Annotated in this window: 21 protein-coding genes and 3 pseudogenes; 14 read left to right on the forward strand and 10 right to left on the reverse strand. The window is 59.6% G+C overall.

The window, feature by feature from the left end:
* From C6W91_RS18750 to phnC, 5 genes are all read right to left on the reverse strand, one after another.
* On the reverse strand, positions 1 to 475 hold a 475-nt coding region (locus tag C6W91_RS18750), incomplete at its 3' end, for a TniB family NTP-binding protein (protein WP_370571344.1).
* Position 476: 1 nt separating this feature from the next.
* Complete coding sequence (locus C6W91_RS18755; RefSeq protein WP_274830682.1) at positions 477 to 2,111, reverse strand: Mu transposase C-terminal domain-containing protein; 1,635 nt, start codon at positions 2,109 to 2,111, stop codon at positions 477 to 479.
* A gap of 821 nt (positions 2,112 to 2,932) precedes the next feature.
* Complete coding sequence (gene phnE / locus C6W91_RS18760) at positions 2,933 to 3,757, reverse strand: phosphonate ABC transporter, permease protein PhnE (RefSeq protein ID WP_009573551.1); 825 nt, start codon at positions 3,755 to 3,757, stop codon at positions 2,933 to 2,935.
* A gap of 24 nt (positions 3,758 to 3,781) precedes the next feature.
* Positions 3,782 to 4,657 (reverse strand): phosphate/phosphite/phosphonate ABC transporter substrate-binding protein, encoded by an 876-nt coding sequence (gene phnD, locus C6W91_RS18765; protein WP_009573550.1) that lies wholly within the window; start codon positions 4,655 to 4,657, stop codon positions 3,782 to 3,784.
* A 23-nt stretch (positions 4,658 to 4,680) separates the two neighbouring features.
* On the reverse strand, positions 4,681 to 5,448 hold the full coding sequence (gene phnC, locus C6W91_RS18770) for a phosphonate ABC transporter ATP-binding protein (protein ID WP_231886304.1): 768 nt from the start codon (positions 5,446 to 5,448) through the stop codon (positions 4,681 to 4,683).
* Positions 5,449 to 5,581: 133 nt separating this feature from the next.
* On the opposite strand from phnC, the gene C6W91_RS18775 reads away from it, so the two are divergent.
* Positions 5,582 to 6,577: an NAD(P)-dependent oxidoreductase gene (locus C6W91_RS18775; RefSeq protein WP_038147407.1), complete on the forward strand. Its 996-nt coding sequence runs from the start codon at positions 5,582 to 5,584 to the stop codon at positions 6,575 to 6,577.
* Positions 6,574 to 7,440 (forward strand): LysR family transcriptional regulator, encoded by an 867-nt coding sequence (locus C6W91_RS18780; RefSeq protein WP_009573532.1) that lies wholly within the window; start codon positions 6,574 to 6,576, stop codon positions 7,438 to 7,440. Before C6W91_RS18775 ends, C6W91_RS18780 begins: the two co-directional genes overlap by 4 nt.
* A gap of 98 nt (positions 7,441 to 7,538) precedes the next feature.
* Here C6W91_RS18780 and C6W91_RS18785 read toward each other — a convergent pair.
* Positions 7,539 to 7,718: pseudogene (locus C6W91_RS18785) on the reverse strand (DDE-type integrase/transposase/recombinase); the annotation flags it as partial.
* A 249-nt stretch (positions 7,719 to 7,967) separates the two neighbouring features.
* Here C6W91_RS18785 and C6W91_RS18790 point away from each other — a divergent pair.
* From C6W91_RS18790 to C6W91_RS18805, 4 genes are all read left to right on the forward strand, one after another.
* Positions 7,968 to 8,201, forward strand: a complete 234-nt coding sequence (locus C6W91_RS18790) for a hypothetical protein (protein ID WP_009573530.1) — start codon at positions 7,968 to 7,970, stop codon at positions 8,199 to 8,201.
* A 17-nt stretch (positions 8,202 to 8,218) separates the two neighbouring features.
* Positions 8,219 to 9,568 carry a transposase family protein gene (locus C6W91_RS18795; protein ID WP_238321333.1) on the forward strand — a complete coding sequence of 450 codons (1,350 nt, stop codon included), beginning with the start codon at positions 8,219 to 8,221 and terminating at the stop codon, positions 9,566 to 9,568.
* A 16-nt stretch (positions 9,569 to 9,584) separates the two neighbouring features.
* Positions 9,585 to 10,451, forward strand: a complete 867-nt coding sequence (locus tag C6W91_RS18800) for a TniB family NTP-binding protein (RefSeq protein ID WP_093412196.1) — start codon at positions 9,585 to 9,587, stop codon at positions 10,449 to 10,451.
* A gap of 80 nt (positions 10,452 to 10,531) precedes the next feature.
* Positions 10,532 to 11,458: a TniQ family protein gene (locus C6W91_RS18805; RefSeq protein ID WP_093412183.1), complete on the forward strand. Its 927-nt coding sequence runs from the start codon at positions 10,532 to 10,534 to the stop codon at positions 11,456 to 11,458.
* 16 nt (positions 11,459 to 11,474) lie between these two features.
* Here C6W91_RS18805 and C6W91_RS18810 read toward each other — a convergent pair whose 3' ends face one another.
* Complete coding sequence (locus C6W91_RS18810) at positions 11,475 to 12,071, reverse strand: SMC-Scp complex subunit ScpB (protein ID WP_093412185.1); 597 nt, start codon at positions 12,069 to 12,071, stop codon at positions 11,475 to 11,477.
* Between the two features lie 3 nt (positions 12,072 to 12,074).
* On the reverse strand, positions 12,075 to 12,959 hold the full coding sequence (locus tag C6W91_RS18815; protein WP_093412187.1) for a DUF1403 family protein: 885 nt from the start codon (positions 12,957 to 12,959) through the stop codon (positions 12,075 to 12,077).
* Positions 12,960 to 13,072: 113 nt separating this feature from the next.
* On the opposite strand from C6W91_RS18815, the gene C6W91_RS18820 reads away from it, so the two are divergent.
* Positions 13,073 to 14,200, forward strand: a complete 1,128-nt coding sequence (locus C6W91_RS18820) for a tyrosine-type recombinase/integrase (protein WP_370571345.1) — start codon at positions 13,073 to 13,075, stop codon at positions 14,198 to 14,200.
* Here C6W91_RS18820 and C6W91_RS18825 read toward each other — a convergent pair.
* Together C6W91_RS18825 and C6W91_RS18830 are read right to left on the reverse strand one after the other, a co-directional pair.
* A complete protein-coding gene (locus C6W91_RS18825; RefSeq protein WP_370571346.1) occupies positions 14,195 to 14,530 on the reverse strand; it encodes a type II toxin-antitoxin system RelE/ParE family toxin in 336 nt (111 codons plus the stop codon). The two genes, C6W91_RS18820 and C6W91_RS18825, sit on opposite strands and share 6 nt — an antisense overlap.
* The gene (locus C6W91_RS18830; RefSeq protein WP_370571347.1) at positions 14,527 to 14,784 is read right to left on the reverse strand and encodes a type II toxin-antitoxin system ParD family antitoxin; all 258 of its coding nucleotides are present in this window, start codon (positions 14,782 to 14,784) and stop codon (positions 14,527 to 14,529) included. Before C6W91_RS18830 ends, C6W91_RS18825 begins: the two co-directional genes overlap by 4 nt.
* Positions 14,785 to 14,910: 126 nt before the next feature.
* Here C6W91_RS18830 and C6W91_RS18835 point away from each other — a divergent pair, with 126 nt between their 5' ends.
* The 7 genes and pseudogenes from C6W91_RS18835 to C6W91_RS18865 all read left to right on the forward strand — a co-directional run.
* Entirely contained in the window at positions 14,911 to 15,792 is an 882-nt protein-coding gene (locus tag C6W91_RS18835) for a recombinase family protein (protein WP_008335982.1), read from the forward strand.
* Between the two features lie 366 nt (positions 15,793 to 16,158).
* On the forward strand, positions 16,159 to 17,358 hold the full coding sequence (gene repA, locus C6W91_RS18840) for a plasmid partitioning protein RepA (RefSeq protein ID WP_028288490.1): 1,200 nt from the start codon (positions 16,159 to 16,161) through the stop codon (positions 17,356 to 17,358).
* Positions 17,358 to 18,326, forward strand: coding sequence for a plasmid partitioning protein RepB (gene repB, locus C6W91_RS18845; protein ID WP_233678008.1), 969 nt, complete (start codon positions 17,358 to 17,360; stop codon positions 18,324 to 18,326). Before repA ends, repB begins: the two co-directional genes overlap by 1 nt.
* A gap of 240 nt (positions 18,327 to 18,566) precedes the next feature.
* Positions 18,567 to 19,622: a plasmid replication protein RepC gene (repC, locus tag C6W91_RS18850; RefSeq protein WP_370571348.1), complete on the forward strand. Its 1,056-nt coding sequence runs from the start codon at positions 18,567 to 18,569 to the stop codon at positions 19,620 to 19,622.
* A 106-nt stretch (positions 19,623 to 19,728) separates the two neighbouring features.
* Positions 19,729 to 20,735 (forward strand): annotated as a pseudogene (locus tag C6W91_RS18855) (ParB/RepB/Spo0J family partition protein); the annotation flags it as partial.
* A 113-nt stretch (positions 20,736 to 20,848) separates the two neighbouring features.
* Positions 20,849 to 22,378, forward strand: a complete 1,530-nt coding sequence (gene istA, locus C6W91_RS18860) for an IS21 family transposase (RefSeq protein ID WP_370571349.1) — start codon at positions 20,849 to 20,851, stop codon at positions 22,376 to 22,378.
* Positions 22,368 to 22,619 (forward strand): annotated as a pseudogene (locus C6W91_RS18865) (ATP-binding protein); the annotation flags it as partial. The gene istA and the pseudogene C6W91_RS18865, both read left to right, overlap by 11 nt.
* Between the last annotated feature and the right edge of the window lie 65 nt (positions 22,620 to 22,684).

Raw genomic sequence — 22,684 nt, forward strand, 5'->3', positions numbered from 1 at the left:
GAAAGCGGCGCTGTTCGCGGTGGGTCCCGGCCAAGAGGTTGTGAACCTCGTCGATCATGATCATCCGCACGCCAAGGTCGCGCAGGAGCGCTATGACGCGGACTTCGAGGGAAGCCACATTTTGAGCGCGGGCGCTCAGTGCTGTAGCCGGGGCACCGACGGCGGCCAGGATGTGCAGGTAGAACCGCCGTTCATCAGGTGCAGGCGGCGCTTGCAACAGCAGCAGCGGCGTGCGGGTGATGCCTGACGCTGGATCGTATTCTGGTGCGTACTTGCGCGACAGGTTTCGGGCGATCATCGTCTTTCCGATCCCGGACGCGCCATGCACAAGAAGCCCAGGCATACGGGTTTGCCGTGGCGCTTCGATCATGCCCTGCAAGCGGTCCAACACCTGTTCGGCCCGCGGAAAGCCGATCCAGATATCCGATTGAATGAGCGCGATCCGACCGTCTTCCTCAGTTGTCCTTGCCCTCAATTCACCATCTCTCCACCTTGAACAATGGGCGCGATGTATCACCCGTGTCGATCGGGCGCAGCCCTTCGGTTGTCGAGACAGCCGAATTGGCGCCCTCCAATGTCCCTTTTCTTTCACGGGATCGGCGTTCGGCCTTCGTCAGGCCCCGGCTTTCGGTCTCGATCTGGCGTTGCTGTCGGATCAGCTCAGCCAGCACCAGCTCGTTGGACCCGGACTTGCCAAGGGCACGCGCCTTCCTCATAGCATCGCGATATTCCCATAGTGACACGGGCGGAATTTCCAGGTTTCTGTACCGCGCCTCAACATATCGGCCATCGTCGAGTTCGACCCAGATCATTGAGATATCGCGAGGATCGTAGCGAACGATGACCTTTCCGTCCCCGCGCCCAATGCGGCCTGCGAGGGCATCCGACCAATACCGTATCTGGAACAGATGGATGCCGCCGCGTCTGACCTTGCGCAGTTCACTTGGCAGAAAGCTCACCCGAAAGGCTTCCATCTCGAAGGGGATGTCGCCCGTCATCTCCGCTGAGAGCGCCTCCCATTTGGCAACGGGCGTGCAGCCAAGACTTGAATGAATGCTGTTGTTGTATCGGCAGATTTCCAGAGCAAACCAGCGATCGAATTCGCTCAAGGTCATCGTGGCCATGCCTTCGGCGTCATAGTCGCCCTTGACCGCGATCGAGGATTGCGTTGTTCCCGGCAAAAGGTGAACGGCCCCCATCATCGTGCCGATCAACCGCTCGATGTGACCCCCGAAGTGAGGTCTTCCCGGCGGCCGATAGATCAGATCGATCCCCCATTCCGCACATGCCGACCGAAAGGCCCGCGACCGGAAATCGCGGCCATTGTCGACATGGATGCTCTGCGGTTTGCCTTGTGCGGGCCAAGGAATATTGCACGCCAATTCCGACAGAAGTTCCGCCTTGGGGGCCACCGCCTGTGCCAGGCAAAGCGCCACTGACAGACGCGAAGGCGCCTCGAGAGTGGCGTAATATCCGGTTACCATTCGCGTTGCGATGTCGATAGCCAGCGTGACCCACGGCCGGCCAATTGGTTGGCGCTCAAAACTGTCGACAAGAATGATGTCCGCGGGCGTATGATCAATTTGCACCATCTCCAGAGGCTGACTGGCCTTGTTCTCGCCTGTGACAGACGCAAATTTCTGGCGGGCAGCCTTTGCCCCCTCTCGTGCCTTTGCAACTTCACGGGCATCCATTGCATCCAGACGACGCTGAACCGTCCGCCGTGTCGGCGGTTGCAAGCCCTGCTGCCAGCACGCGCTGCGGATTTCTGTCACGACGCGTGACAGGCTCGGACGTTCTCGGCGCAGGAAATGACGGCGAAGGTGTTCTTCAATCACCGCTTCGACCTTGCTGGATATCAATGTCGTACCGGCCGGACGGCCTCGTTTTCGCGGAGCCAGCGCGCTGGTGCGTCCACCCTCTTCCGCCAATCGCTTTATCCAACGCCAGACCGTCGCCCTGCTGACACCAAGTTCCCAAACGGCATCATTGATGCAATTTTCCAGACTGCCAGTGCCGTTGAGGTATGCCTGAACAAGCGGCCGCAGAACGGCCGCCCTGCGCGCCTCCTCAGCACCAATGACCACGCAGTCTTCGCTATCACCATCCATCGATATTTGCCGCACAAGTCTGTGAACCCTGTCTCAGGTTTAAGGGCAAGAATATCGGAATTAAAGGCAAAATCTCACATTTAAGGGCAAAGCGCAGCCGTTGATTTCGTTGGATTTCTCATCTCACAATTAAGGGCTACGCGACACCTCTCGGTCGTGGACGAAAGGCCACAATCCAGTGGCCCCACCACGCTGATCGTGGATAGCACAGGCCTGAAGATCCATCGCGGTTCGGGCTGGCAGGACGAAAAGCATGGCACGTGAAAGACCCGCAAATCCTGGCGTCAACTGCACATCGGGTATGACCCGGACAGCGGTGAGATCGTCGCCTCACTGTTGACCACAGACCAGATCGGCGACGAAACCGCCTTGCCCGACCTCATCGTGGGGATCGCAAGCTAGGTGACCCGCGTTCTGGCGGACGCCGCTTATGATGGCACCGTAGTTTCCGATTGCTTGACCCAAAAGTTCTGACCCGATGTCGAGATCACCATCCCGCCACTAATTACCGCTGTTCCCGGCCTACGCGATGGGCGCAACGCTCACATAGAGCATATCGCCGAGCATGGCCGAATGGCAGGGTAGTCAGCAACGGGATACAATCGCAGAGCCCTCGTCGAAGCCCAGATCGGGCGCCACAAAGACCCTCAACCGCATGACCCGCCTCGGTCATGCGGTCTTCAAACGTGCCGCATAGTCGTTCGGGGAAAGGGGCGCCTGCACCCATATTTTGACCCATGCAACAAGCTGGCATGAAAGAAAACTGAACCGTTGAGGTGATGGCTCATTGTTCGAGCAAATCACCTTGGCATCTGCTTAAATCACCGGAACTTCGCACGGAGCATATTGCTGAGTATATCCACAACGGTCACACAGGCGAGGATGACCAGCAAAACCGCTGACACCTGTGGGTAGTCCAGAAGGCGGAGCGAGCCGACGAGCTCAGTGCCGATACCGCCTGCACCAACCATACCCATGACGGTCGAGGCTCGAAAATTATATTCCCAGCGATACATGCTCACATCTGCGAATTGCGGAAAGACTTGAGGCAGGACGCCATGCAGGATGACTTGCATTGACGTGGCTCCTGACGCCTCGGTCGCTTCAATCGGTGCAGGATGCGCGTGCTCGATGGCCTCCGCAAAGAATTTTCCGACCATTCCAACCGAATGGAGGCCAAGGGCCAAAACACCAGGCAACATGCCAAACCCTACAGCTGCAACGAAAATTATACCCATGATCAATTCTGGGATCGAGCGAAGCGTATTCAGGACGACCCGCGAGACTTGGTAGATAACCTTGTTGGGCGATGTGTTCCGTGCGGCCAAGAAGCCCAGTGGCAAAGAGAGAGCGACCGCCAGCGCCGTGCCGGCGATAGACATAGCCAGCGTCTCGACAAGGGGTCCTACCCAGTCGCGCCAACGGCCGAAATCCGGCGGGAACATCTCAGTGCCGAGGATACCGATAGCCGGCAAGCCGCTGGTCAACCGGCTCCGATCTAGCATCCCGGTCATCCATAGCGATACAATGACGATCGCGGCGACTACGGCGATTTGAAGGAGCAGCTTTCGCCGCCCCTTGCTGTCCTCGGCCAGCACATCTTCAGCGTTGGTCAGCGCAGGCTGGGCAGTCAAGAGGCGGGTCATGGCGGTCTCCTAGTTCGGGCATTCTCAGTCGGCTTGCAGGTTCTTGCGGATGTCACGGATGATGTCGTAGTCGGCATCCGTGATTGCTGCGAACCCGTCGGCCTTGAACGGCGTCAGGACTGCATCGCCCGCGTCGGTCCCTGGCTCCAGCGTCAGGAAGGCGTCCTTGATTGAGTCTTCAAGCGCCTCGGTCATGTCGGTGCGCATAACCCAAGGATATTGTGGGATATCGGCGGAGTAACCGATGACAATCAGCTTCGATGCATCAACCGACCCCTTGGCCAGCAGGCTCTCGTAGATCGGACGGCTCAGACCGCCGACAGCGGCATTGCCCAGCTCGACGTTGCGCGCCACCGCGTCGTGCGCGCCCGTGAAGTTCTGGGTATAGTCATCGCCCTCCGTCACGCCTTCGAGCATCATCGTGTATTTCGGCGCGAAGTGGCTCGAGGTGGATGCCTGATCGCCAAAAGCCACATCGATGCCCGACCCTTCGATATCGTCGATCGAGTCGATACCGCTTTCGACATTGGCAATGAGGACAGACTGGTAGGTGGTGCTTCCATCCGTCACGCGCGCGGCGAACGGCTCGATGTCCAGATCGCCATCCGCCATCTTGGCCTTGGCGATGGTGTAGGAGGCCGGCCCAAAATACGCGACATCCACGCGGCCAAAGCGCATCGCCTCGATCATCGAAGAGTAATCGGTCGTGACGATCAGTTCGATATCCTTGCCGAGCTTCTCTTCAAGATACGCGGCCAGCGGCTTGTTATCCTGGATCACGGTCGAGGCGTTTTCATCAGGAAGCAGCGCGACGCGCAAAGTGTCCGGATCATAATCGCCTGCTGCGAATGCGGCTGTTGAGGCCAGCAGCATGGCGGTGAGAGTTGCGATATTCTTCATGGCAGTCTCCAAGAGTTGAAAGATCAGTTGGTCGTATCGGCCGGCGCGCCGTAGATGCGCGACAGCGCGGCGTTATCCAGTGCCGAGGGCGGTCCGTCAAAAACGATGTCACCATCACAGAGGCCGATGATGCGATCGGCATAGGCCTTGGCAAAATCGAGTTGGTGAAGGCTGACAATGACGGGAATTCGGTCTTCGCGGCATACGTCGCGGAGGATTTTCATCACCCGGTCCGAAGATGCTGGATCGAGCGATGCGATAGGCTCGTCCGCGAGGATCAGCTTTGGCTCCTGCGTGAGCGCGCGCGCAATGCCGACGCGCTGCTGCTGGCCACCCGAAAGGCTGTCACAGCGTGTCAGCGCCTTGTCAAAGAGGCCCACGCGGCTGAGAGATTCCAGCGCAAGGTGTTTCTCGGCGCGCGAAAAGCCTGCCAAACTGCTCCAGACAGAATGGCGACCGAGACGCGCCATGAGGACATTGCGCAGAGTGCTCAGGCGGCCGATCAGTTGGTGCTGCTGAAAGATCATGGCGGTGTCGCGCCGATGAAACCGGATATCGCGGCGCGACTTCAACTGCTGGCCCGCCGATGTCACGATATGTCCTGCGCTTGGCTGGGTCAGCAGGTTGAGAGTGCGAAGAAGCGTAGACTTACCGGCGCCCGACGGACCAAGAAGGACGGTCACTTCCCCGTCCATGAATTGGCAGGTGGTCTTATTGAGTGCGCGTGTGCCGTTCGGGTACACGACTTCGACATCGTCGACGCTCAGAATATCACGTCCCATAATACTCATTGACCCATCCATCGCACCGATTCTCCTTCTGTTAGTTCTTTGATACGCAATATATATGACAGTTTTATTACATATTGCGATATATGTTCCTTGCTGTTAGTGATTGGAAAATCGCAGCTAAGGATGTTGGATAATGGTCAAAATTGTAGTGCCCAACTGGATCGAAGATGAGACGCTGGCACGCCTTTCAGCGCACGGGGATGTCGTGACCAGCGAGGGGCGCGATCCACTCGCCGACGACGAATTGCGTGCGGCTTGCGCGGATGCATCGGCGTTGATGGCCTTCATGACCGAGTGCGTCGACCGCCCATTTCTGGACGCCTGCCCCAAATTGAAGATTATTGCCGGCGCATTGAAAGGCTTCGATAATCTTGATCAGCGGGCCTGCACAGATGCCAGGGTGCTGTTGACCTATGTTCCGAACCTTTTGACCGAGCCGACGGCCGAGTTGGCCATTGGCCTCAGCATTGCGCTCGCACGGAACATGCGTGCGGGAGACGCGCATCTACGGTCAGGAACGTTCGCCGGGTGGCGGCCCAATTTTTATGGTGGCAGCCTGCAAGGCGCGACCGTGGGCATCATCGGCGGCGGTGCAGTGGGCCGCGAGACAATGCGGCTCCTTTCGGGTTTTCGAGGCCGGCGCATCTACTTCGACGAAAATCGCCTCGACCCCACGACGGAAAAAGCTCTCGATGCGCAGTACGCTCCGCTCGATGATCTCACCCGCCTGTCTGACTTCATCATCCTTGCGCTGCCATTGACGGACCAGACCAAGCACATCGTGAATGTATCTTTTCTAGCAGCGATGAAACAAGGGGCTTATCTGGTCAATCCCGCGCGCGGATCGTTGGTGGATGAGGCCGCCGTCGTGGAGGCGCTGAACACAGGCCGCCTTGCCGGCTATGCCGCGGACACGTTCGAGATGGAGGATTGGCATCGCCCGGATCGGCCAAGGCAAGTTCATCCAGCGCTCCTCGCCTGTGACCAAACGGTTCTGACACCGCATATCGGATCGGCAGTCAGCGAGGTGCGCCGCCAGATTGCAGCCGAGGCCGCCGATGAGATCATCGCCTTTCTTTCTGGCAAGCGGCCGCGCCACGCCGTCAATCCCGAGGTGCTCGAGACGTGAACCCGACTGTTCTCAAAAGCTTCGTCGCGCTGGCCGAACTCGGCAGCTTCCAGACTGCCGCCGTCCGGATCGGCATCGCGCAGCCTACCCTGTCGCAACATATCAAGAAATTGGAGGAGGACTTAGGCGCGCCCTTGATCCAGCGCAGCCATAGCGGCAGCCGCCTGACCGACGCCGGGCTGCGACTCCTGCCACATGCACAGCAGATTCTTACATCCACTCAAAGGGCACAGGCCGCCGTTTTATCCGAGTCGCTCAAGATCGGGTGCAGCGGCAACATCGCATCATACTTCATGCCGGATGCGCTGGCATCCTTTCTCAAACAGACATCATCGCAGATGCGATGGGAGGTCATCTCAGCCCCAAACCCTCGCGTTGCGCAGATGTTGCTGGCCGAAGAGATCGACATCGCCGCGATGGAGTGGCCAATTTCCCACCCCGCCGTAACGGTGGCTCCTTGGCTCAGCGATGAAATGATCGTCATCCTGCCAAGCGATCATCCACTTGCCACGCGCGAAGAGATCAGCTTTGCCGAACTCAAGACGCTCAAGATGCTGGGCGGCGAGCGCGGCAGCGGGACCGGCACCCTTCTGACAGAAGCACTAGGGCCCCAAGCAGAAGATGTCGACACCATCGGCAATGTGGGCTCGACCGAGGCAGTTAAGCGCAGCGTGGCCGCCGGTCTGGGCGCGTCCATCGTGCTGGAGACGGCGGTGCGAGGCGAAATTGCTTCGGGCTCGCTGGCACGAGCAAGGCTCGAAGGAATGCCTTTGAGAAAGCAGTTTTTCATCGCGCAAATCACATCAAGCGCCGAGACCGGCCCAGCGGCCCGGCTTTTCAAGTTTCTACTTGAGTCCGACTGACGACCCTACCCGGATAGATTGGATCGACGCGCTAGTCACAGAGGGGGTTCCGTCGCAAAGTTCAGTGTGGCCAAGAAAGACGCTTCCTCGGTTGCGCGTCACGCGGCAAGACTGGCATAGATCTCGAAGGGGCAACCACTTCCCAACTCTCCTTTCCTGATCATGTGTGCCGTTTCTATACCGTCCAAAGTTGCAGTTGCTGATCTGAATGACTTGAAGCCCAACATCGGCCTGATCCGCCGTTTTACGCCTCGGTGATCCTGCTCAACGATGTTGTTATCCGGCATGAATGATCTCGGCACCCCAATCGGAGGTTTATAATACCTCGATGTGGGTTAGAATTGACCCACCGGGATTGGGGTGTTGGGAGCACGAATGGCGGGCAGGCCGAAGTATCTCATGAGCTGAGAGCTCGAGTTGTTATCTGGCCGCCCCTTCGACTTGCCCGGTTGCGCTGCGAGCGCGGATCCGTAGTTGTCGTGTGGCCCGCTGGCTCCCTTGTTTTTGAACATTGAAAGGAGCCAATCATGAAGATCATTGCCCTCGATGTGCATCGTACCTTCGCACAAGTGGCGATCCTGGAGAACGGCAAGATCAGGGATGCCGGTCGCCTGGAGCTTGAGCGCGAGCATATCCTGAAATTTGCAAAGCGGCTAAATGTGGAGGACGAGATCGTTCTGGAAGCGACGGTCAACACAAAAGCCATCGTGCGACTGCTAAACCGAGGATCAACCCCGCAGTCGAGAACATCATCGCGGTGACCCTGCGGGAGATGTGGTTGCGCCCGGAGCAGCCGGACCTTGCACCGATCGTTGAAGAGATCCGCACCCGCTGCGCAGAGGAAGGGCACACTCCGCCCGCCTATGTCACTGTCGCCCGGCGCATTCCCATCCTGTTCACCCCGGAAGAAATTGCCCGCCGCCGCCTGTCGGATAGTAAACACCTGCACCGGCTGAAGCCGCGACCGGGCTACATCCGGGCTAACCACGCGCTCGACGTTGTCCAGATCGATCACACGCCGGCAGACATCCAGTTTGTCGAGGTTATTGATGACCACGGTGTCTTAGTCGGGCGGCCATACCTGACCATCGCTGCCGATGTGGCGACGAGCGCGATCATCGGCTTCTGCCTGACCCTCGAGCGGCCGTCGCGACTGTCTGTGGCACTTTGTCTGGCGCACGCGATGTGCTGCAAGATTGACTGGCTGGCAGAACGCAGTATCGATCATGCTTGGCCGATGCACGGTCGCCCAAAGCAGATCGTCGTCGATTCCGCCAAGGAATTCCAAAGCAGCACCTTCAGCAGAGGATGCGCGGACTATGGCATTTCCATTCGCATGCGGAACAAGGGCACCGTGCATCGGGGCGGAGTCGTCGAACGCCTGCTGGGGAAAGTGAACACGGCGCTGCGGGCTTTGCCGGGCAAGACGGGGCGTTCCATCGCGGATCGGGGCGACTATGCCTCGGAAGCGCGGGCACGGCTCAGCTTCGCGGATCTTGAACGCTGCATCGCGCTCGCGATCATCGACCACAACCTGAGCCAGAATGCGCGCAAGCTGACCGTTCCGGAGAAGGAGTGGGAAGATCGGTTCCAGCCGAAAGACCAGCCGATCGATGCACCTGTCGATGTGCTGCTGAATTTCCTGCCGCGCAAGACGCGAAAAATTTCACCTCAAGGCATCACTCTCTTCGCCATCGACTATTTCGAGCCCTGGCTGGGCCCGCTGGTCGCGCGTCGTGACCGGCTGGAGCCGCTGGATCTGTGCTATGATCCTCGCGACATCAGCCATGTCTACGTCAAGGATCCGGATACCCATGCCTGGCGGCCGGTCAGGCGACGGGACGGACTGGCCGAGCCGATCACGCTCTGGCAGCACCAGGCGGATCGACAGAGGCGGCGCGAAATCCAGCGGCGCCCTGTGCAGGAGGCATCAGCGATCCGACGCGAAATCGCCGCAACTGTTGCCGCCGCCAAAACCCCCAAAAGCCGTTTGAAGGAGATGACCCGCGCCCGGCATGCCACCGAGGCAAAGAAGCCTTATGCCGACTTCGCTGCGCCTTCCGCCTCGGCCCAGGCAAAGCTCGACCCGGATCGTCCGCGGCGCGTCTTCCCGGTCGAGGATTGGTAAGGTGCCGGACCACCTCATGTCCGCCACCGTCCCACTCTTGCAGGCCGATGACGCAGTGCGGATCGCCCATGTGCGCGCGCCGCGCTGGATCAGCCATCCGGCGGCCGGCGCGGCGCATGACGCGATGCGACTGCTGCTCGAGCGACCGCGATCCCTGCGCCCACGCGGTTTGCTGCTTGCCGGTCCCTACCACAACGGCAAGACCATGATCGCCGAACGCTTCGCCGTCGAACATCTGCGTGCCGCCGACCAACAAAAGGTGTGGGTGATCCAGACCCGGGAAGGTGCAGGGCTGTCGCATTTCTATGCCAGCATCCTGTCCGGATTGCGCGCACCACAAGCCGCTGGCTGGCGCAGCCTGTCCCGCGCCGGCGATCAGGTCGATCATCTTCTCGAGCGCCTGAAGCCGCGCCTTTTGATATTCGACGAGTTCCACAGCGCGTTGCGCGGGCGGCGCCAGGATGTGAAGGCCATCTTCTCGTTCTTGCGGCGGATCGCACGGGTGCATGACATCTCACCCGTCCTTGTCGGCGAAATCGCGATCTACGATGCGGTTCATGATACGGACGAAATGGGCTCACGTTTCGATACGATCCCCATTCCACGATGGCCGTATGACGAGGAATTCGCGACGCTTCTCGACAGCCTGGAAGCCAGTCTGCCGCTCGCCGAAGCCTCCGATCTGTCGCGCGAACCCTTGGCGAAGATCATCCATGATCTGTCAGAGGGGCTGATCGGCGAGGTTGTCGAGATCGTCACCCGTGCCGCAGTGGCGGCAATCTCGCGCGGTGAGGGCCGGATCACGGGCGCAACCCTGTGGGACCTCGGCTATGTGCCTCTCTCGAGGCGCCGTAATTCCGCTTTGCGTCACGATATGACATGAGGTTTGGGCCGACCGAGATATCCGTCACACCTGCAGAGCGGTATGAAAGTGTGGCGGGAAGCCGTTGGCCAGTGAGCATTATGCCCGCACCAGGTGAACTTCTGTCGAGTTGGCTGCACCGCCTCGCCTACGCGAACGGCATACCTCCGCACTATTTTGGCACGCTTCTCGGAGCGCCGGGTGAGAACTGGTCGGCGCGGCTTGATCGGGCGTTGCCCGATCGCATCCTGCAGTTTCTGCGAGAGCATACCGGCATACCCGTGGAAGACATCGCGGCTCTGACCATTGCCCCTGACCCCTTGGCCCGGCTGCGTTTGCCCCTGCGGGCATCGCCTCAGCAGAGTTGCGCACCCAGGAGGCAGGTTACCTGGCTGCAGTTCTGTCCCGCTTGTCTGACGGAAGACGAAACGCCCTATTTTCGCCGAGGCTGGAGCCTCGCGACACGCGTTTCTTGCTTTCACCACGGTTGTCGGCTTCGGGACAGGTGCCCATCTTGCGGGGGCGGATTGGCTCCGTTCAGCCAGAAGCGTCTTGTGCCGCATCAGATCTGCGCCTGGTGCGGCGCGGCCCTCTGCAAACGCACCCGTCCCGCCGCCAACGGAGTTCGGCGTCTGGAGCGTCTGATCGACGATCTGCTTCGTCTGCAGGCATCAGGGCATCGAATGGCAGAGGGGCGATCACTCCCGGACCTTCTTGGATCAGCCTGCTTTCAATTTAGTCGACGGCCAATGTCCATCGCGCGCCTCTCTCATCGGGATCGCTATCAGCTGTTTTGGCAATTGACGGACGGGCAATCGACGCCGTTCGGAACGCGAAGAAGTTCCGCGATCATTTATTGGAAACGCGTCGCTCAGGTTGCGCCAGCTTGGGGCGGACTGGTCACATCTTTCAGCGATGCCGTCCTGCCTCGGCCCAAAGCTGGGCCTTGCTCTAACACCGCTGGCCCGAATTTGGCGGATCTCGTTCAGGCGGCCGCGCGGCTCGATCAGCAGCGGCAAGCGCTGTAAAAATTCCCGGTGAGTTTCAGGCGCGCGCGGCCAGCCCGGCATCATTCAGCTGTTCAGCGTCTGGCAGATCGCGCAAGCTCTCCAGCCCGAAAGCTGCGAGGAACGCGTCTGTGGTCACGAAGGTATAGGGGGCACCACGACGCGGCGCGCGCGGCCCAGTTCCAATCAGACCGTGTGCATGCAGCCGCCCGATCAGGTCGCGGCTGATCTCTTTGCCGAAGATATCCTTCAGCCCGTCGCGGGTGATCGGCTGGTGGTAGGCGATCGCCGCCAAAATCGCCACGTCGAACTCGTTCAGGTCCAGCAGTTGGTCGCTCACATCAGCAGCGGCGCGGATTGCAGGCGCGTAAACAGGCCGCGTCCGGAACATCCAGCCGCCAGCAACCATGGCAATCTCGAACGCCCGCCCCTCCAGATCGGCGGCCAGATCCTCGACCAGCAGATCAACCGAAGTCCCCTGCCCCACTATGCGCGCCAGATCCTCGCGCGGTACAGGCGAGGCAGAGGCAAACAGCACCGCCTCGATCCGGCGCATCCATTCGCGCCAGCGCAACTCCGGCGGCAGGTCGGATAGTTCGCGGTCAAGCTCGGTGTCGAGTCCATCCTTGACCATCGCTCAGACTCCGTAGAGCCGGAAGGTGTCGCGGCCAGTCAGTTCGCGCACCGCCCCGAGGTCAACCAGCCGGTCGCAGAGACGCCGCGCGGCGCGGTCCGGCAAGGGCAGGGCACCGGGTGCCACCGCATCGCGGGTCAGGAACATGTCGACGGCGTCGCCTGCCCCCTTTGCCCGAAGCTTTGGTGCGACCGCTTTGAGATGCGCCGTCCGCCGCGCGAGGTCTGCGGCGAGACGCACCGCCTCGCGGGTCGATGAGATGAGCGCGCGATGACAGGCCAGGCGCAAATCGTCACCCCGCTTGCGCAGGTCTGTGCGTTTCAAACCCGCGGCCAGCAGCGGCACGACATGATCCCAACCAAGCGCCTGGGCGAGGGCGGAGTCCGCGAGGATCAACGCCGGGACTTCGGCACGGGGTGCCTCCGTCAGGACAGCATCCAGCACCAGTGCTGCTCGTTTGACCGGCGCCCCCTCCCCCGCATCGAGCCACGTCGCGATCTGGCCCGGCTCGAAGGCCGGCAAGGCTCGGCCCAGAGCCTTGACCGACACCGGTCGTTCAGCGGCGCGACGCCAAGAAAGATATGTCTCCCCTGCCGGGCCAGGTAGATCGCCAGGGCGCAGAAGATGAATCGCGTCGCGCAGCTCTGGGGCTCTTTCCAGACGACCAGAAAACCCGACACATGCCTCGGCCGCTCGCAGCGCCAGCCGATCCCGCAACAAGGCTTTGGGGACCTCTTCGCGTCCCAACACAAGATGCAGGTGGTTCAGCGCCGCGCCCGATAAAAACGCCACATCTTCAAAGGCTTCAGGACGTGCCGAGGTGACCCATGCGGGCATCCGGGGTAGAGTGTCTGTGTCGATGGAGTGTTCCGGTCGGGCAAATGTCATGACTGAAGCCTAAACCATCGCGGCGCTTTGCTCCAGAAAATAGCACAGAAAACGCCTCGCTCTATCTTTTGCCATGATGTCCGATAAGTTTGCATTATCGGACACCAAAGAATATGCTCAGCGACATGTCAGAAAACAACGAGAAATCGAGATCCGAGGCGGCAAACGGGTCTTCAATCAACGAGGACAACGAGAGCGACGCTGTGCCCAGTGAGGCTCTCACACTTCCTTCCCATGTCGCCGGAACCGGTAGTCTCGATCGCCTGGTCGACACCGCCCGCGACTACGCACGTGCCGCGGCCTCGGAGAACACGCTGAAAGCCTATGCCAAGGACTGGGCGCATTTCACGCGCTGGTGCCGGATGAAAGGCACGGAACCGCTGCCGCCCTCGCCCGAGATGATTGGCCTCTACCTCGCCGATCTGGCCTCCGGATTGGGCTCCTCATCTTCGCAGTCGGCGTCCCGACCCCTATCGGTCAGCACCATTGACCGCCGCCTCTCGGGCCTCGCATGGAGCTACGCGCAACGTGGCTTCACCCTCGACCGCAGGGACCGCCACATCGCCACCGTGCTGGCCGGGATCAAGCGCAAGCACGCGCGTCCGCCGGTGCAGAAAGAAGCGATCATGGCAAAGGACATCCTCGCGATGGTGGCTACCCTTCCTTTCGATCTGCGCGGGTTGCGGGATCGCGCAATCCTGCTCTTGGGATACGCCGGAGGCCTCCGCCGCCAGGAAATCGTCAGTCTTGATGTGCACAAGGACGACACACCGGATTCCGGCGGTTGGATCGAGATCTTCGACAAGGGCGCCCTGCTCACCCTCAATGCCAAGACCGGCTGGCGCGAAGTCGAGATCGGCCGCGGCTCCAAGGATCAGACCTGCCCTGTGCATGCGCTCGAGCAATGGCTGCACTTCTCGAAGATCGACTTCGGCCCCGTCTTTGTCGGCACCTCCCGTGATGGCAAGAAGGCTCTGGAGACGCGACTGAACGACAAACATGTGGCCCGCCTGATCAAGCGCACTGTCCTGGACGCCGGCATCCGGTCCGAGTTGCCTGAGAAAGAGCGCCTGGCTCTGTTCTCCGGTCACTCGCTGCGCGCGGGCCTCGCCAGTTCTGCGGAAATCGACGAACGTTACGTCCAGAAACAGCTCGGACACGCCTCTGCGGAGATGACCCGCCGCTACCAGCGCCGCCGCGACCGGTTCCGGGTGAACCTGACCAAAGCGGCCGGGCTATAGGTCAACATTTCTGAGAGCCGCCAATGCCGCCACATGACGCGGAAGATCACTGCGGGAATGCAGGATATCAGCGATGATGACCTCGTCAGGCTGATCCAGAAACACCAGAAAATGCTCCCCTGCCCTCGCGAACCGCAGATCGGCTGCTTCATCGACCAGAACCGCACAGCTTCGGCTATGTGCCTGACCGTTCAGGATTGCCTGACAGCGGGTGAGCACCTCGTTCTCATAGAGTTCAGCCTGTTTGGGCCCGAATTGTTCGATCGTCCACTTGGCAATCTCGACCAGGCTGGCCTCTGCGCGACGCGTCAGCCGAAGGGATCGGCTCATGAAGATGCACGCGCTTGCCGAAATGCCCGCCGGATCGCGTCGTCTCCGCTACCTTCGGCAAAGTCGCCCGCCTTTGCCTGCGCCAATCCCTCGAGCAAGCCCTGCCGGATACCGGCGAGCTGGGCTTCTTCCTGCTCCAGCAGACGAAGCCCCGCGCGCATCGCCTCGCTGACGTTCTGATAACGTCCGGAAGCTACCAAGGCCTGAACCAGCTGGTCTTGGGTTTCGGTCAGAACGACGTTTCGTGTCACCATTGAACAAGTCTCCCTGTTGGCAATATATGCCAATGTGAGGGTCCGGTCAATGTCACGGAGGCTCGTGCCGCCGTTTCCAAACGGTCGTTTATTAGCGATATCTTAAATTGCAAACGGCTCTTTTCCATGCCCCTGATAGGCTATGCGCGCGTATCCACAGAGGATCAAACCCCCCTGCCCCAGTCCGAGGCCCTTCAATCTGCGGGTTGCGCAGAGATCTTTGAAGAGCACGCCTCAGGTGGCAATCGGGCGCGGCCGGTGCTTGCACGTGTGCTGGAGCGGATTGGCAAGGGCGACACGCTGGTCGTCGTGCGGATCGACCGGCTTGCGCGGTCTCTGTCGCACTTGCTTGAGGTGATCGAAAGACTGGAGGGCAAGGGGGCGTTCTTCCGCTCGCTCCAGGACCCGATCGACACTGCCTCGCCCCAGGGCAAGTTCACGTTGCAGGTTCTGGGCGCTGCGGCTGAGTTCGAACGCGCTCTGATCCGCGAGCGTACCAAAGCCGGACTTGCCTCGGCACGCTCAAAGGGCCGCGTCGGCGGCAACCCAGGTCTTCGCGCCAAGGACCCTGAAGCGCTGCGCAAGGTACGGCTGGCGCGGCAGGATGGCTACATGGAGCGCCTCAACGAGACCGCGCAGGATTGGGTGCCCCATGTGCGCCGCCTGCGCCCCGATATGGCTTGGGAAGACGTGCTGCGGATCATCAATGGCCCCCTGCCCCATGATCGGCGCTGGACGCAAAGCCGCCTGCTCCGCGCCGTGAAGGCATACGTGGCGGACGGATTCCTGCCGGCTGAAGTGCTTGGGCGCGCCGGTCGTCGCGAAACCGACGATCGCCTGCCTGCGATTGTCGCCGCAATCAAAGGTGCTGACCCCGAGATCACCTTGCAGGCAATCTGCGACCGACTGGAATCCATGCGTGAGCGCACCCCTCGCGGTCGCACCAGCTGGCAGCCTTCCTCAGTCAGAATGCTGCTGGAGCGGGCAGAGCGTCTCGGCCTTTTGTAGGCGGCGATGGTCGGCAAACTACTCCTGTCACTCGGCCAAAATCTTACAGAATCATCGCCTCAACTGGACGAAAACCACGTAAATATCCAACAAAGCCTTGGGGTTAGTTCGCGCGAGCAGAAAATATCTCGAAGGGTATCGGCTTCGCCAGACGCGGCCTTTATCGTTAGGAATCAATGCGTTATATAGCGCGGGCCCCGCGCGGCCAAATTGGTGCTGTGGATAACTTTTGCACTACATCTAGATTCTTCTTGCCGGACTCAGATGTTCGTGGCATTTCCATTCTGACGGCAAAACGCGTCAGACGTGGCTTTAACCGTCAGAACGACAAAGAGCCTTAGCAAAGGCCATGAGAGGCGGCAGAACATGGATGATCGAAATACGGGCTACGCGCAAGGCATAGGCTCTTCTGACATCGGAGCATTCGCAGACAGTCTTGCTGAGTCGCTTGACCGGCAGATGAAAGTTGCGTTCGAGCCAGAAGAACGCAAGTCCTTGCGCCGCTTCAGCTCGACCGAGGTCGCCGAGTTGCTGCGCGTTAGTACGTCGAACCTGCGCAACCGCCACAAAGATGGCAGCTTCCCAGAAGTTCACACTGACGGTCGCGGTCATAGGTTCTACACGGCCGAAGAAGTTGACGACCTCCGCAACATTTTGGCGCGGACAGGCAAAAATGCTGACGCGTACAGACCTGGCCGCCGAGACGGTGACCGTCTTCAGGTCATTTCGGTCGTGAATTTCAAAGGCGGCAGCTCGAAGACAACAGCGACAATCCATTTGGCACACAGGTATGCCCTGCGTGGCTACCGCGTGCTTGTTCTGGACCTCGACCCGCAGGCCAGTTTGACGACATTTTTCGGCTTCCGGCCTGAGCTCGAATTCGCCGAAGGCGGCACAATCTACGACGCATTGAGATACGATGATCAGGTTCCGCTCTCGGAGGTCATCCAGAAAACATACTTCCACAAGCTCGACATGGTCCCGGCTGGCTTGATGTTGTCCGAGTACGAAACCGAGACAGCGAATGCCCTTGCGCGCAGGGTTCAGCCGATTTTTGCAGAGCGTCTTGCTCTGGCGCTAGAGGAAGTCGACTCAGACTATGACATCGTGCTGATCGATTGCCCTCCGCAGTTGGGCTTCCTGACATTGACAGCATTGGCAGCGTCCACGGGCTTACTTGTGACGGTCGTCCCCGGCATGCTCGACATCGCTTCGATGAGCCAGTTCCTCAAACTCGCTTCGGAAACGGTCAAAGCCGTCGAAGAGGCGATTGGACGACATGTCACTTGGGACTTCGTAAAGTTCCTGATCACACGCTACGAGCCGTCGGACGGACCACAAACGCAAATGGCCGGGTACCTACGTTCAATCCTTGCGGGCCAAGTCATGACTGAACCGATGCTGAAGTCGACAGCCATTTCTGACGCCGGCATGACTCAGCAAACCATCTATGAGGTAGACCCGAGCCAGCTCATTCGGAAGACCATTGATCGGGCTTTGACCAGCGTGAACAGCGTTGCCGATGAGCTGGAGCAGACAATCCAAATGGCATGGGGGCGTCGCTGATGGCTCGAAATATCTTCAACCAGCCACCGAAAGACGAGAAAGAGTCGGCAGCCCCCTCCCCTGCCCCGGTCAAATCCTCGAAGCTACCTGGCTCGGTTGGCGGATTGCGGGACTCTCTCCGGGAAATCACTGCCAACTCAATCCGAGATATCGAACCCGACCGGATCGATATGGATGGCCTCCGGGATCGCCTGATCCTGGAAGATAGTAGCATTGAAGATCTCGCCGAAAGCATTCGCAAGCATGGTCAGCAAGTGCCGATCATGGTTCGCCCCTCTGACCAACCGGATCGATACCGCATCATCTACGGGCGTCGCAGACTTGCAGCCATTCGAAGAGTTGGTGGAACCGTCAAAGCGATCGTTCGAACGCTCGATGATGATGCTTCTCTGATCGCGCAAGGTCAGGAAAACAACCTGCGGCTGGATCCGTCCTTCATTGAAAAATCTCTTTTTATCAAAGAGATGCAGGAGGCCGGTTACAAGCCTGGCGTCATTCAGGACGCCCTAGGCCTCACCCGGCAAGGTGTGTCGAACCATCGTGTAGTCATCGAGCAGCTGCCTGACGAACTTGTCCGGCTTATCGGCCCGGCTCATGGCGTAGGTCGACGCCAATGGGGTGATCTTGCTGCACTTTCAGAGAAGGTTCCGCTTGTCGACATTGCGCGTGAGACACTTGCCTCTCTGCCTGACACCACTCCAAGCTCGGACAAGTTTCAAGCCGTCTATGTTGCTTGCTCCAGCAAGGCGCGTGGCGCAGCCGACCAAAGCGCCCGTGGCCAAACGACCGTGGTAAAGGACAATAGTGGTAGCCCTGTCGGCACACTTTCAGTCGATGGCAAGTCGATCGCTATCAAGATCACCCGCAAGGACAACCCGGAATTCGGCCAATGGCTCGAAGAGCGCGCGGAAACCACGCTGCGACAGCTTTTTGAACAATGGCAGAATGAGAGAGGCTCGGGGAGCTGATCCCCGGTCATAACCAAAAACACGAGCAGAGGAGAAAGGCGAAGACCAAAAAGAAAAGAGCCCCCCAAGGTTTCCCCCGGAGAGCCCTCATCATCTGATTAGCACCTGTGATGTAGCAATCTCCGACATACCGGTCAAGAGTCACCGATTCGGTGGACGTCTTTTTGTTGCCTTTTCTCGCCAAAAACAGCGGGAAGAGCCGGGGAAGTTGTGGGCCGCAACGGTCGTCGTTCAACAAACATGGCATTCACAAAGCTTTCCGTTCAAACCTTTGGCGTCGGCAAGGGCACCCCCGCCACGTCAACACCTGAAACCGACATCTGGGCAGTCTTCCGCGCGCTCAGAGATACTCGCAGCCTGTTCGGTCTCCGTCCAGGACATGTTCAAACGCTCCAAGCGATGCTGAGCTTTCTCAAGCCTCGGCATGGAGACACAGTCTTCGCTTCCAACGACGAGATCTGCCGTCGAGTTGGCGGGATCGATGAACGAACCCTCCGTAGGCACATCGATCGCTTTGTTGAACTCGGTTTCATGAAGCGCCACGACAGCCCAAATCGCAAGAGATACCGAGTGAAGTCCTCCGAAGGTCAGTCCATTAGCTATGGGTTGTCGCTGGCTCCGTTGCTCGCGCGTGCCGGCGAACTACTTGCGACAGCCCAAGCGATGGAAAACGCTCGTCGGGATCGCGTGTTTTTGCGAAAGCAAATCCTAACCAAACTTGCTCAGATCGACGAAGCTGACCCCGAGAACGAACTCACTCATCAGGTACGCCGAGTTCTTCGGAGGAAGCTCTCGATCGCGGAGTATCGTACTTTGCTCGGCGAACTGGAGGCTCAATGCAAACAGATGTCCACCGCGGTGGACGCACCAGAAACAATGAAACTGCCCGCCAATGACGGGCAAACTGTCCGCCACCATTCTAAGTCTAAAAAAGAACAAAAAGATTTAGAAAGCGGGACCAACAGCCAAACACCTCCCCTGCAAACGCTCACAACCGTTTGTAACCAGGCTACATCGTTCGCAACGAACTCACTTAGGAACTGGCACGATGTCGAAAGCCACGCGAGAACGCTCGCTCCAATGATGGGAATCCACGAAAGCACCTTCGAAAAGGCTGCTAAGAAGATAGGCTCTCAAAAAGCATCATGCGCCATCTTCATAATTCTCCAGATGAGCAATCGCATCCGAGACTTTGGAGCGTATTTCCACAGCATCACGCTCGGTCGCAGAGAAACTGACTTCAACCCATCACTGTTGTTGGAAAGGCTTTCTCGTTCTGGGGCAGCAACTGCGTGATGTCCACCGCGGTGGACATGTCGAGAGGTAGAGATGGGCTGTGAAAGGGGTGACGGGAAGTGAGATCGGGAGAGTGGCTTCCGGCGCCCGTCGCGGAGAAGATCTGATGGCGAAATCTGCCCAGAAAGTCACCCTGTCCCCGTCCCGGGACATTCCCTTCGACAAACTCGTGCTGAGCCAGTCCAACGTCCGGCGCATCAAGGCCGGCATCTCCATCGAGGAACTGGCCGAAGACATCGCCCGCCGCGGGTTGCTGCAGAGCCTGAGCGTTCGACCCGTTCTGGCGGATGATGGTTCCGAGACCGCAAGTTCGAAATCCCCGCTGGCGGTCGGCGCTTCCAGGCCCTGTCTCTCCTGGTGAAGCAGAAACGCTTGGCCAAGACCACGCCCATTCCCTGCATCGTGCGGGATGCCACTTCCGCGATCCTCGCCGAAGACGACTCGCTCGCTGAGAACATGCAGCGCGCAGCCCTGCATCCGCTCGACCAGTTCCGCGCCTTCGTGGCGCTTCGGGAGAAGGGTCAAGGCGATGAAGAGATCGCAGCCGCCTTCTTCGTCACGCCGCAGGTGGTGAAACAGCGCCTGAAACTCGCCGCCGTGGCCCCTGCCCTGCTCGAGCTCTATGCCGAGGATGAAATGACGCTGGAGCAGCTGATGGCCTTCACGGTCAATCCGGACCACGAGCGTCAGATTCAGGTCTGGGAGGCGATCAAGTCGTCCTGGAACAAGGAGCCCTATCAGATCCGGCGCATGCTGACGGAAACCTCCGTGCGGGCCTCTGACCGGCGCGCCGTCTTTGTCGGCGTCGAGGCCTACGAGGCGGCGGGCGGCACCATGTTGCACGACCTCTTCCAGGGCGACGACGGCGGATGGCTGGAAGACCCTGCCCTGCTCGATCGCCTGGTCAGCGAGAAGCTTCAGGCTGAAGCCGAAGCCATCGCGACCGAAGGTTGGAAATGGATCGAGGTCTCGCTCGACCTGCCCTATGGCTACAGCCACGGCCTGCGACGGCTCAACGGTAATCCGGCGCCGATGTCGGATGACGAAGGCGCGGCCCATGCCAAGCTGCTCGCCGAATACCGGGCGTTCGAAGAGGAGTACGAGGGCCAGGACTGTTGATTTCCGTTGAGAAGTGACCCGGTATCCCCCTAAATTTTCATTGAGAATTGACCCATGTGACCACGTTACCCTGAGGATTTTGTTCAGGGAGATATGGAGTGATCGACATGGGATTTTTGAGTGTCATTCGACGTTGGGCATTGCGTGACAAAATGCCAATCCGCGAGATAGCCCGGCGCACTGGCCTGTCTCGCAACACCATCAAAAAGTACCTGCGCGAGGGCGCGGTGGAGCCGAAGTTCAAGACACCATCACGACCAAGCAAGCTGGATCCGTATGCGGATCGGTTATCGGCTTGGTTGCTGGCGCAGACGCGGAAGTCGCGCAAAGAACGCCGCACCGTGAAGCAGATGCATGCTGATCTGGTGAAGCTTGGCTATGACGGTTCCTACGGACGTGTGGCTGCCTTTGCTCGCGCGTGGCGTGCCGATCAGCATCGAGCGGAACAAACGACCGGGCGCGGTACCTTTGTGCCCTTGGTGTTTCAGCCTGGCGAAGCCTTCCAGTTCGACTGGAGCGAGGACTGGGCCAATATCGGAGGCGACCGGGTCAAGCTGCAGGTAGCCCATATCAAGCTGTCGCACAGCCGAGCTTTCCTGGTGCGGGCCTATCCGCTTCAGACCCACGAGATGTTATTCGACGCCCATTGGCACGCTTTCCGTGTCTTCGGTGGCATACCGGGACGGGGCATCTACGATAATATGAAGACGGCAGTAGACCGTGTGGGCCGAGGCAAACAGCGTGACGTCAATGCCCGTTTCAAGGCCATGGCCAGCCACTACGTCTTTGAACCCGAGTTCTGCAATCCGGCAGCAGGCTGGGAGAAAGGTCAGGTCGAGAAGAACGTCCAGGATGCGCGCAACCGCCTTTGGCAGGTCATGCCAGTCTTCAAGGGTCTGGACGAACTGAACCAGTGGCTGGAGGACCGCTGCATTGCCCTATGGGCCGAGACATCGCACAAGGCTTTACCAGGCACGATCGCCGATGTGTGGGAGGCGGAGAAGCCCACATTGATGGCGTTGCCGCCTGCCTTCGATGGATTTGTGGAGCACAGTAAACGGGTGTCACCGACATGCCTGATCACCTTCGAACGCAATCGCTACAGCGTCCCGGCCAGCTTTGCGAACCGCCGCGTCAGCCTGCATGTCTACCCGGATCGGCTGGTTGTGGTGGCCGAAGGCCATACCGTTTGCACCCATGACCGCATCATCGAGCGATCTCACCACAAACCAGGCAGGGTGATCTATGACTGGCGTCATTATCTTGCTGTTATCCAACGCAAACCCGGCGCCCTGCGCAACGGTGCGCCGTTCATCGAGATGCCGGACGCCTTCCGCAGTCTGCAGGATCACATGTTGCGCAAGGAAGGCGGTGACCGCGAGATGGTCGATATCTTGTCCCTGGTTCTGCACCACGATGAAGACGCCGTTCTATGTGCTGTAGAACTCGCGCTGGAAGCCGGAGTACCCACCAAGATGCATGTCCTGAACCTCCTGCACAGGTTGATCGACAGGAAGCAGACCGACCATCCAGAGGTCGATCCACCAGATGCCCTGGCCTTGGATACGGCGCCTAAGGCCAATGTCGATCGCTACGATGATCTGAGACAGGCTGGGGAGAAACGCCATGCGTCATGACCCTGCAGGAGCCTCGATCGTGATCATGCTGCGTAGCCTCAAGCTGCATGGCATGGCACAAGCCGTCGATGATCTGGTGGCCCAGGGCGCACCGGCGTTCGAAGCGGCAACGCCAATGTTGTCCCAACTCCTCAAGGCTGAGATTGCAGAGCGTGAAGTTCGCTCCATTGCCTACCAAACCAAGGTGGCGCGCTTCCCGGCCTACAAGGACCTTGCAGGCTTTGACTTCAAGTCCAGCGAGGGTCGTGTCGCGAATGCTGTGGAAATTCCCTGGCGGCGCGCTCCGGGCATGTGAAGGGTCGGTGT

Origin of the sequence: Phaeobacter sp. SYSU ZJ3003, assembly GCF_041300735.1 — a bacterium.
Taxonomy (GTDB): Bacteria; Pseudomonadota; Alphaproteobacteria; order Rhodobacterales; family Rhodobacteraceae; genus Phycobacter; species Phycobacter gallaeciensis_A.